We start from the raw sequence: 8,905 nt of genomic DNA, 5'->3' as shown, positions 1-8,905 counted from the left end.
CCTGTCCACACGCGTCGCCCGCCTCCCGAAGCGCATCGTCCGCTCCGTGGACGAAGGCCTGCGCCTGGTGCTCGAGCTGCGGAGTCGGCGTCGTAGGAGGCGGCGGGGGTGGCTTGCCAGGGGGCCGGCCAGGCGGGAGAGCGGATCCGCTTCCGGGGTGGAACTTCCCCAACTGTCACGTGATCGGCCGCTTCCGCCGCGGAAGTGTGGATGGAAGACGTCCGGGATCTCGACTTCCACCGCGGAAGCGCGTGTCCACACGCACTTCCACTTGCGCCACCGGCGTCATCTCAGCCCGTCGAGGGCGGGGCCATCCACGTCGACCAGGTGTCGTCGCTCGCGTCGTGCTCGACGTGGACCCGACAGCCCTTCGACTGCATGAGCTCGATCAGGGGTTCGGGGCGGAACGAACTGCGGACGTGAACGGCCTGGTACGCGGCGAGGCGAGGGACGGTCGATTGGACGAAGCCCAGCGGGTGCTCGTTCCGTGCGAGCATCGCGTCGGCATCGAGGGTGTGGGCGACGTCGGCCTCGTCGACCCACGTGGGCCGTTCCTCCGTCGGTCGCTCGGAAGGCGCATCCGACGCACCGGACGCCATAGGCGCATCGCCCACCACGGGCGCACCGCCTGCCACGGGCGCACCGTCCGCCACGGGCGCGCCATCCGCCACGGGCGCACCGCCTGCCACGGACGCCCCATCCACCACGGGCGCGCCGTCCGCCACGGGCGCCCCGCCTGCCACGGACGCCCCATCGTCCACAGACACACCGTCCACACCCGCCGCACGCCGGAGGTGGGCCACCAGATCGGCGACGTTCACGCCCGCCGTCGCGGCCGCTGTCTCGAGGGTCGCCACGCGGGCCACGGTCTTGCGCAGGATCGGGTTCTTCAGCTTCTCGAAGTGGGGCGAGAACTCGAGCAGAGCCTTCTCGAGTTCCGGATAAGCGGCGAGGATCGCGCCGACGCGGGTCTGCGGGGTGATCGGTGGTCTCACGCCTGCTCCTCGTACTGCAGGAGCCTCCGCTGACCTTCGAGCTGGCGGACCCGCGTGGCGTCCTGGGTCACCTCGAGCGTGCCCAGGTACTCTCCGGTGTCGTCGCGCACGGCGAAGTACCGGATGTGGATGAAGCGTGGCCCCAGCTGGATCCAGAACTCCGCGACGTCCTGGGTTCCGCTGCGGAAATCGCGGAGGATCTGGTCGACGATCGACACGCTGTGCGGCGGATGGCAGTTCTGCACCTTGCGGCCGATGATCGCATGGGTGCGCTCGAAGACGCGGTCGGGACCTTCCGAGAAGAAGGCGACACGATCGTCGGCGTCGACGTAGGTCAGGTCCACCGGCAGCACCTTGATGATTCCCTCCAGGTGTGCCGGAAGCACGCTCCCCACTCCGATCGGGATGCGACGGTCAGCGTCGGCGGTCATCGGATCCGGCGCCTCGGCCGGCTCGGGTCGATACTCGGTTCCGGCTTCGACCAGGCAGGTACCGAAGGGCACGGCGGCGTGGTGGATCTGTGCCCACTCCTCGTCGCTCAGCTTCTCTCTCGCCATGGGAAAGAGGATCCGCTCTTCCTTGCGGATCATCTCCTCGATCTGGTCGAGCAGGGGATTCGCGACCTGGTCGATCACCACTCTCCAGTCCTCGAAGGACGCATCCTGCACCGTCAGCGCCTCGCGCAGCGACTTCAACAGCACGCGGATGTCGTCGTCCTTGCCCCACATGACCTGCGAGGGACCGGTCACGCCGTGCCGTTCGAGGTACGGGAAGAGGATGTTCTCCTTGCGCGAGTAGTGCTTCTCGACATCCATCAGCTGCTCGTGCAGCGGACGCCACACGTCGAGGGTCGTGTCGACGTTGTCCGGGGTGAGCGTCGACAACAGTCCACGGATCCGGCCCACGAGACCGGCGATCGCCACGTTCTCGCGGCCGAAGGTGTGCAGGGGGTGCCCGGCGGGAACGTCGGAGCCGGTGGGCTCGTCGAGTAGGTCGCCGAGGACCTGCGAGTGCAGGTCGCACATGCTCTTGACCTCGTCGACGGACATGCCCTGGTCCATGAGCTGCTGCTCCATGGCCACGATCTCGTCGCTGGTCGTGGCCTGCACGACCTCTGCGAGTTCCTGCTTCACGCTCTCGGGATCCGTTCCCGCGTGCAGGCGACGGATGATGCCGGCCAGCGTGTCGACGCGTTCCTGGCTGTTGTTGATGAGTTCGCTCATGACGGATGCCTCGGGTTGCGGGGGCTTGGTCGAGGTACTGGTCACGGATCGGGCTCCAGGCGTGATGCACGTGACAGGGGCGGCCGGGTCGCCGTGTGCTGCGCCAGCGCGCCCGCGCCGCGGAATCCCGACGCCGGCAGGGATCCCAGCGCGATCATCGCCCGGACAGCATGGACCGCCGAATCGGTGAGCATCCGACCTCCTGCAGCAACTTTATTCGGATAACATTATATGAATATATCTTGTGACTGTGCAACATCTTATGCTCAATGCGCACGGATCCCATCACGGAATCGCTACGGCTACGACCGACCATCGCGCGCTAACTTCCAATCCCCCGTGACCCCCTGCCGAGCGCGCGAGGCCCGCCATTCGACACGACGAACCCAACGACGGAACTGCCGGTCGACGGCGCGGGATCACCGCTCTCGCCGTCGCCGTGACCGTGGCCGCCGGGGTGCTGGGCGGGCTCGGCACCTTCACCTTCGGCTACGGCAACGGTGCGGCCTACCTGAGCAACGACCCGCAGGCCTGCACCAACTGCCACGTCATGCAGGAGCAGTACGACTCGTGGATCAAGTCGGGCCACGCGCACGTCGCCGCGTGCAACGACTGCCACCTACCGCACGATCCCGTCGGCAAGTGGGCCACCAAGGCCGACAACGGCTTCTTCCACTCGCTGGCGTTCACGACCAACGACTTCCACGAACCGATCCGCATCAAGGATCGGAACCGGCGCGTGACCGAGCAGGCGTGCCTGCATTGCCACAGCGACCTGGCGAACGCCCTGCTCCCCACCGAACACGGGGGCGACATCGTCTCGTGCATGCACTGCCACCAGGATGTCGGCCACCGCTGAGGCCCCACCGTCGCCCCGAGGAATCGAACGATGACGAATCGCGAGAACGAACACGTGTCCCCCGCCAAGTCGACCACGACCAGCAAACGCCTTCTCGTGGTGACCTTCGTCGCCACCGTGATCGCCACGCTCGGAGTGGCATGGGTGCTCGTCACCATGGTCGGGCACAAACAGGACGAGCGTCAGCGCTTCGTGCGTGTCGCCGAGGTGAGCGAGATCTCGACCGACCCCGAGCCCTGGGGACGCAACTGGCCCCAGCAGTTCGACGGGTGGAAGGCCACGGCGGGCGACGAGTTCTACGGCGGATCCAGTGCCATGCCCGCCAGCAAGCTCGAGGAACAACCGTGGCTGAAGCGACTCTACGCCGGGTACGCCTTCAGCATCGACTACCGCGAGGCGCGTGGACACGCGTACATGCTCTACGACCAGGGCGTGACCGAGCGTGTGACCAAGAAGCCGCAGGCCGGCGCATGTCTGCACTGCCACGCCTCGAACACCGTCATGTACCGCAAGGTGGGCCTCGAGGCCATGGGGCTCCCGGCCGACGAGGAGGCCCTTGCTGCCGACCTGAACATGCCGGCGATCATCCGGGGCTTCGAGGAAGTCAGCCGCCTGCCGTACGACGAGGTCTACGCCCTGTTGCTCGCCGCACCCGACGGAACGCCGAACGAGAACGAACCCGTCGTACCGCAACCCCCCGTCGGCGGATTCACGGGAGAGATGGCCGGTGAACCCGTCGATCCGCACGGAGCGCTGCAGGGCGAAGCTCACCCCGTGGCCTGCATCGACTGCCACGATCCCGAAACCATGGCGCTGCGCGTCACGCGGCCGGGTTTCGTGCTCGGGATCCAGGCCCTGGCCGAAGGCGAGGCGCCGGTCCCACATCTGCCGAGCATCGAACGTTGGCGTCGGGGCAGCCGGAGCGCGCCCTACGACCCCAACGTCGACGCCACCCGCGCGGAGATGCGCTCCTACGCGTGCGCCCAGTGTCACGTCGAGTACTACTGCTCCAGCAACGACGTCCTCGAGTTCCCCTGGGCCCAGGGCCTGACCATGGATCAGGCCGAAGCCCACTGGGAACAGAAGAGCTTCCCCGACGGCGAACCCTTCTACGACTACGTGCACGGTGAGACCGGTGCGAAGGTGTTCAAAGTGCAGCACCCCGAGTTCGAGCTCTGGAGTCAGGGCGTTCACGCGCGGAGTGGTGTGGGCTGCGCCGACTGCCACATGCCCTACCAGCGCGAAGGCGCCATGAAGATCAGCAGTCACAACGTCCAGAGCCCGATGGAGTCCGTCGCCGCTTCGTGTCAGACGTGCCACAACGTCGATGAGTCGGAGTTGCGGGAGAAGGTGGAGAACATCCAGAAGCGCACGGTCGCCATGACCGAGCGTGCCGGCACCGCGATGAGCGAGATGCTCGATGCGATCCTCGAGGCGCAGGTTGCCGGCGCGACCGATGAGCAACTCGCGCCGGTCTTCGAACTGCAGCGGAAGGCCATGTGGCGCCTCGACTACATCAGCAGCGAGAACTCGAAGGGCTTCCACGCCGATCAGGAGGCGATGCGCATCCTTGGCGAGTCCATCGACTTCTCCCGGCGGGCCCAGGCTCTCGCCCTGCGACTTCGGGCACCCGACGCACCGGACACCGACGAGCTTCCCCGCGAACCCGTGATCGGCGTCACCGAGGACGTCGGCCGCGACTGATCGGAGCACCCGAGCACCGCGCGCATTGATTCGGCCGGGGAGGGGCGGGCAACGCCGATCCCCGGCCGTCGACCTCGCGAGGCGGGCATGGCCGGCCTGTTGCCGATGGGCCACGGATCCCGGCTCTCGGATCTTCCTCCAGGTGTGCTTCGAGCGGTCACTTCCACCGCGGAAGCGCAGCTCGCTTCCAGCGCGGAACTTCCCCAGGTGTCACCCCACCGGTCACTTCCACCGCGGAAGCGCCGCTCGAGCCCCCGATGCACCGCCCCCCGATGCGCCCCCGCCCCGCCCCCCCATGCCCCACCCCGAAAAATCCCGTAACCTGCCCTCGGTCGCGTCGTCCCAACCCACGAGGCGCGGTGCAGGAGCACCAGCGGGAGAGAACGTGCAACCACCCGGAACAGACGCCGTGTTCGTCGCGCGGGCGCGCGACGGAGACCGTGAGGCCTTCGCCACCCTGGTGGAGCGCCACGGTGGACGGGTGCGTTCGATCCTGTTGCGGTTGACGGGCGACGTCGACCAGGCCGACGACCTGGCGCAGGACACCTTCCTGCGGGCCTACCGCGGCCTGGACGGCTTTCGTGGCGACGCCCGGTTCGGCACCTGGATCGTCCAGATCGCCCTGCATCTCGCCCGCGACGGTCTGCGGCGGACGAAGCGGCACGGCAACGTCGTGTCGCTCGACGACCTCCGCGACCAGCGCGAGGAGACTGCCGACCCACCGTCGGTCGCCACCTGGAGCGACCCGAGCGACGCGGTGGGCGAACACGAGCTGGCCGACCGACTGGCCGCCGCGCTCGACGAACTACCGCCGAAGTACCGGGAGGTCTTCGTGCTGCACCACGAACACGATCTGCCCTACGACGAGATCGCCCGCGTGACCGGCGACTCGGTCGGATCGCTCAAGGTCCGCGCGCACCGCGCGCGGCAGATGCTCAAGGAGAAGGTCTTCGACGAGGCACCGCGCGGCGACACGCACCGGCGCCCCGGACCGCGGCCCTTCCGCAGTGGAGAGGAGACGTCGTGAACTCCCTGCTCGCACGCTACATCGACGGCGAACTCGACGACCACGAGGCGCGCGAATTCCTCGACGCGGTCGAACGCGACCCCGAGCTGGCCGAGGAACTCCGTCGCACCGAGGAGTTGCTCGCGGCCGCGGCCGAAACGAACGCCTCCACCACCCCACCGGCCTTCGTCGACGCGGTCATGAACCGCATCGATCGCGAGGAAGTGCGTGCCGCGGCCACGGAACGGAGCCAGCGCCGCGAGGTTCCCGCTTGGCTGCGCCCGCTCGCAGCAGCCGCGGTGCTGGCTCTGGTCTTCGTCGGCGGCATGCAGGTCGGCGACACCGACGTCTCCGATTCCGGAACCACGACGCTCGGCACGACATCCGGAATCACGTCGGACGACACGACCCCTACGATCACCACGACGTCCGACGAAGCCACCACCACCGTCGCCACCTCCACCCGCAACCTCCACACCGTGCGCCTGGTCTACGTCCCCGAAGAAGACCAGGACCCCGACCGGGTGCACGTGGCCGGCGACTTCAACGCCTGGGACGACGCGAGCACTCCGATGCGCCGCGTCGGCGACGTGTGGACCACCACGCTCGTCCTGCCGCCGGGCGAGTACGAGTACATGTTCGTGGAGAACGGCGATCGCTGGGTGAGCGATCCGCTCGCCCTTCGCGAGCGACCCGACGGCTTCGGAGGCACGAATGCCGTGCTCGACGTGGGGGTGTGACGTCCACACGCGTCGCACCACACCCACCGCGCTCCTCGCATTCCTGCTGACGCTCGTCGTGCCCACGGCGGGCGTCGCGTCGTGGGAATGGACCCCCGGCCTGCGCGTCGGCGGCGGCGACGAGAGCGACCTGGTGATCGATCCCGGCGTCACGCGCGAGGCCGTCGAGGGCGGCAGCTTCGTCGACATCTCGCCGAGCCTGCGCGCCACACACTGGCCCTCGACCCGCCAGCGCCTCGATCTGGGTACGGCGCTGTCGTGGCAACGCTACCTGCAGGGCGGTGGTCGTCGGCTGTACGGGCAGAGTGCCTGGGCCGACTTCCGCGCCGCCCTCGCCGATCGCTGGTTGCTGCGCACCTCGCTCAGCCTGGACGCCTACGACGACTCCGAGCGCACCACGGTGCGTCGCTTCGGGGCCGGTGGCGAGGTCGGGCTGTCCTTCGTCCACGACCGCGGCGCCGTCGAGCTGTGGACCGGCGGACGCGGCCGTCGTTATCCGGAACTCGAAATCGCGCTGGAAGACGGAACCACCGAAGACTACGCCGAGGGCGGAGTCAGCGGCGGCATCGACTTCGTACTCCGACTCACCGAGGAGCTGCGCGTCGAGGCCCGCGGCGGGATCCAGATCACCGACGCCCGCGACGACGACTTCGACTCGGAGGCTTTGTTCGCGTCGGTCGGAGCCGCGCTCGAGCCCGTGCCGAACTGGCGCCTGACTGCCTTCGGCAGCCTGCAGCTGCGCGACTTCACCGAGCGCACCGAGCTCGGCGACAGCGACAGCTACCGTCAGGCCGGCCTCGGGATCGCCTGGAACGGTCTGGACGCCGCGACGATCGAACTGCGCGCCGCCCTGGCCGAGTACGAGTGGCCCAACGGAACCACCGAGACCAGCCACCGCATCTCCCTGGCCGTGAGCCGCGACTGGAGCTTCGGCGGGCGCGACCGCCTGCTCCCCGAGTGGCCGGACGAGGGCGACGCCGACGGTCTGTTCCGCCTCGACGATCCCGGCGACACCGTGGAATTGCGGTTCCGTGCTCCCGAGGCGCAGGCGGTCGCCGTGGCGGGCGACTTCAACGGCTGGGATCCGACCGCCCATCCGATGCACCGCGACGCCGACGGCTGGTGGACCGTCGAGCTCGACGTCGACCCCGGCCGCTACGAGTATTCCTACGTCGTCGACGGCGAGTGGGTCACCCCGCCCGAGGCCGCGATCACCGTCGACGACGGCTTCGGAGGCCGCAACGGCGTGCTGGAGGTCGTGGCTGATGAGAACGGTTCGTAACCCCGGAGCGACGACGTCGTCTCAGGGAACGAGATCCCGCGCCGTCCCCCGACGGCATCCGATCGGCAGGAGAACGACCATGAGGACCCAACGCCCCCTCCACACCACGATCGTCACCGTGCTGAGCACCGGGCTGAGCTTCAGGTTGAGCGTCGCGCTGAGCGTCGCCCTGCTCGTTGCCGCCCTGGCGCCCGCAGCCAGCGCCCAGACCGACGACACACCGCTGCGCGATCGCATCCGCGCGCGCATCGAGAACGCGCCCGGTCTGCAGGACCAGGAGCGCGAACAGCTCCGCGAGCACCTTCGCGCATGCGAGCAGGCTGGCCTGAGCGGCGAAGCCCTCGAAAGCCTCTTCCCCGAGGGCGAGGCCCTGCGCGAACAGATCCGTCACCAGCAACGCGTGGCCACCATGGCCCGCGAAGGTCTGCCGGTGGAGCCGCTCGTCGACAAGCTGCGCGAGGGCCGACGCAAGAACGCCCCCGCGCCCGTGCTCGACCGCGTGATGAACCAACTCGAGCAGCACGTCCGCACCGCCGACCGCGCCCTGCACCGCGCCCGCGAGGCCGGTCTGCAGGCGGCCGATCCACGGACCGAGCGCCGGTTGACCGAGAGCGTGGCCCGCAACATGTGGCGCGGCCTGCAGGAGGGCGACGTCGAGCAGCTGACCGAGCGGGCGCGCCAGCGCCTGCGCGACGGCTCGTGCAGCACCGTCGACCTGGCCGCGGCCTCGGCGACGGCGACCGATCTCATGGAGGTCGGCGTCCAACGCGAACGTGCCGTGCGGCTGGCCGGCGAAGCCCTGCAGAACCGCTACCGCGCCGGCGACATCCGCCGCATGGCCCACATGGTCATGACCGCCCACGCCCACGGCCGTCCCCTGGACGAGACGATCGGACGCATGGACGAAGGCATGCGTCGCTTCGAGCCGATGGGCGCGATGATGGACCACATGATCGCGAAGGGCTGGATGGGCCCGGGTGAGATGCACGGCGGGCTCGGCGGCCACAGCCCGGTCGACGACATCATCGGCGGACCCGGCGATCACCGCGGGGGTCCCGGCGGGCCTGGTGGTCCCGGCGGCCCCGGTGGCCCCGGC

9 protein-coding genes are annotated in these 8,905 nt (G+C 69.0%); 6 read left to right on the top strand and 3 right to left on the bottom strand.

Annotated features, from left to right (window positions below):
• Positions 1 to 290 precede the first annotated feature (290 nt).
• Genes VKA86_16960 through VKA86_16950 form a run of 3 tightly spaced genes read right to left on the bottom strand, consistent with a single transcriptional unit; the run spans position 291 to position 2,412 of the window.
• Positions 291 to 995: a DUF1858 domain-containing protein gene (locus tag VKA86_16960; GenBank protein ID HKK72896.1), complete on the bottom strand. Its 705-nt coding sequence runs from the start codon at positions 993 to 995 to the stop codon at positions 291 to 293.
• Entirely contained in the window at positions 992 to 2,218 is a 1,227-nt protein-coding gene (locus VKA86_16955; protein HKK72895.1) for a DUF438 domain-containing protein, read from the bottom strand. The genes VKA86_16960 and VKA86_16955 overlap by 4 nt, the downstream gene beginning before the upstream one ends.
• A gap of 41 nt (positions 2,219 to 2,259) precedes the next feature.
• The gene (locus VKA86_16950) at positions 2,260 to 2,412 is read right to left on the bottom strand and encodes a hypothetical protein (GenBank protein ID HKK72894.1); all 153 of its coding nucleotides are present in this window, start codon (positions 2,410 to 2,412) and stop codon (positions 2,260 to 2,262) included.
• A 245-nt stretch (positions 2,413 to 2,657) separates the two neighbouring features.
• Between VKA86_16950 and nrfH the strand changes: the two genes are divergently transcribed.
• From nrfH to VKA86_16920, 6 genes are all read left to right on the top strand, one after another.
• A complete protein-coding gene (gene nrfH / locus VKA86_16945; GenBank protein ID HKK72893.1) occupies positions 2,658 to 3,077 on the top strand; it encodes a cytochrome c nitrite reductase small subunit in 420 nt (139 codons plus the stop codon).
• A 30-nt stretch (positions 3,078 to 3,107) separates the two neighbouring features.
• Positions 3,108 to 4,781 carry an ammonia-forming cytochrome c nitrite reductase subunit c552 gene (locus VKA86_16940; protein ID HKK72892.1) on the top strand — a complete coding sequence of 558 codons (1,674 nt, stop codon included), beginning with the start codon at positions 3,108 to 3,110 and terminating at the stop codon, positions 4,779 to 4,781.
• A gap of 385 nt (positions 4,782 to 5,166) precedes the next feature.
• Positions 5,167 to 5,808, top strand: a complete 642-nt coding sequence (locus VKA86_16935) for a sigma-70 family RNA polymerase sigma factor (GenBank protein HKK72891.1) — start codon at positions 5,167 to 5,169, stop codon at positions 5,806 to 5,808.
• Positions 5,805 to 6,527: a hypothetical protein gene (locus VKA86_16930; protein HKK72890.1), complete on the top strand. Its 723-nt coding sequence runs from the start codon at positions 5,805 to 5,807 to the stop codon at positions 6,525 to 6,527. Before VKA86_16935 ends, VKA86_16930 begins: the two co-directional genes overlap by 4 nt.
• Complete coding sequence (locus VKA86_16925) at positions 6,502 to 7,809, top strand: glycogen-binding domain-containing protein (GenBank protein ID HKK72889.1); 1,308 nt, start codon at positions 6,502 to 6,504, stop codon at positions 7,807 to 7,809. Before VKA86_16930 ends, VKA86_16925 begins: the two co-directional genes overlap by 26 nt.
• A gap of 79 nt (positions 7,810 to 7,888) precedes the next feature.
• The coding region (locus tag VKA86_16920) for a hypothetical protein (GenBank protein ID HKK72888.1) at positions 7,889 to 8,905 on the top strand (1,017 nt) is incomplete at its 3' end.

The organism is Candidatus Krumholzibacteriia bacterium (genome assembly GCA_035268685.1).
Classification (GTDB): domain Bacteria; phylum Krumholzibacteriota; class Krumholzibacteriia; order JAJRXK01; family JAJRXK01; genus JAJRXK01.
This window is presented reverse-complemented; position numbering and strand designations above follow the sequence as displayed.

What these genes read in the sequence shown, in the direction of transcription:
- VKA86_16955 (HKK72895.1), bottom strand. Translation starts at nt 2,218, where the DNA reads ATGAGCGAACTCATCAACAACAGCCAGGAACGCGTCGACACGCTGGCC.
- VKA86_16950 (HKK72894.1), bottom strand. Translation starts at nt 2,412, where the DNA reads ATGCTCACCGATTCGGCGGTCCATGCTGTCCGGGCGATGATCGCGCTG.
- VKA86_16940 (HKK72892.1), top strand. Translation starts at nt 3,108, where the DNA reads ATGACGAATCGCGAGAACGAACACGTGTCCCCCGCCAAGTCGACCACG.
- VKA86_16925 (HKK72889.1), top strand. Translation starts at nt 6,502, where the DNA reads ATGCCGTGCTCGACGTGGGGGTGTGACGTCCACACGCGTCGCACCACA.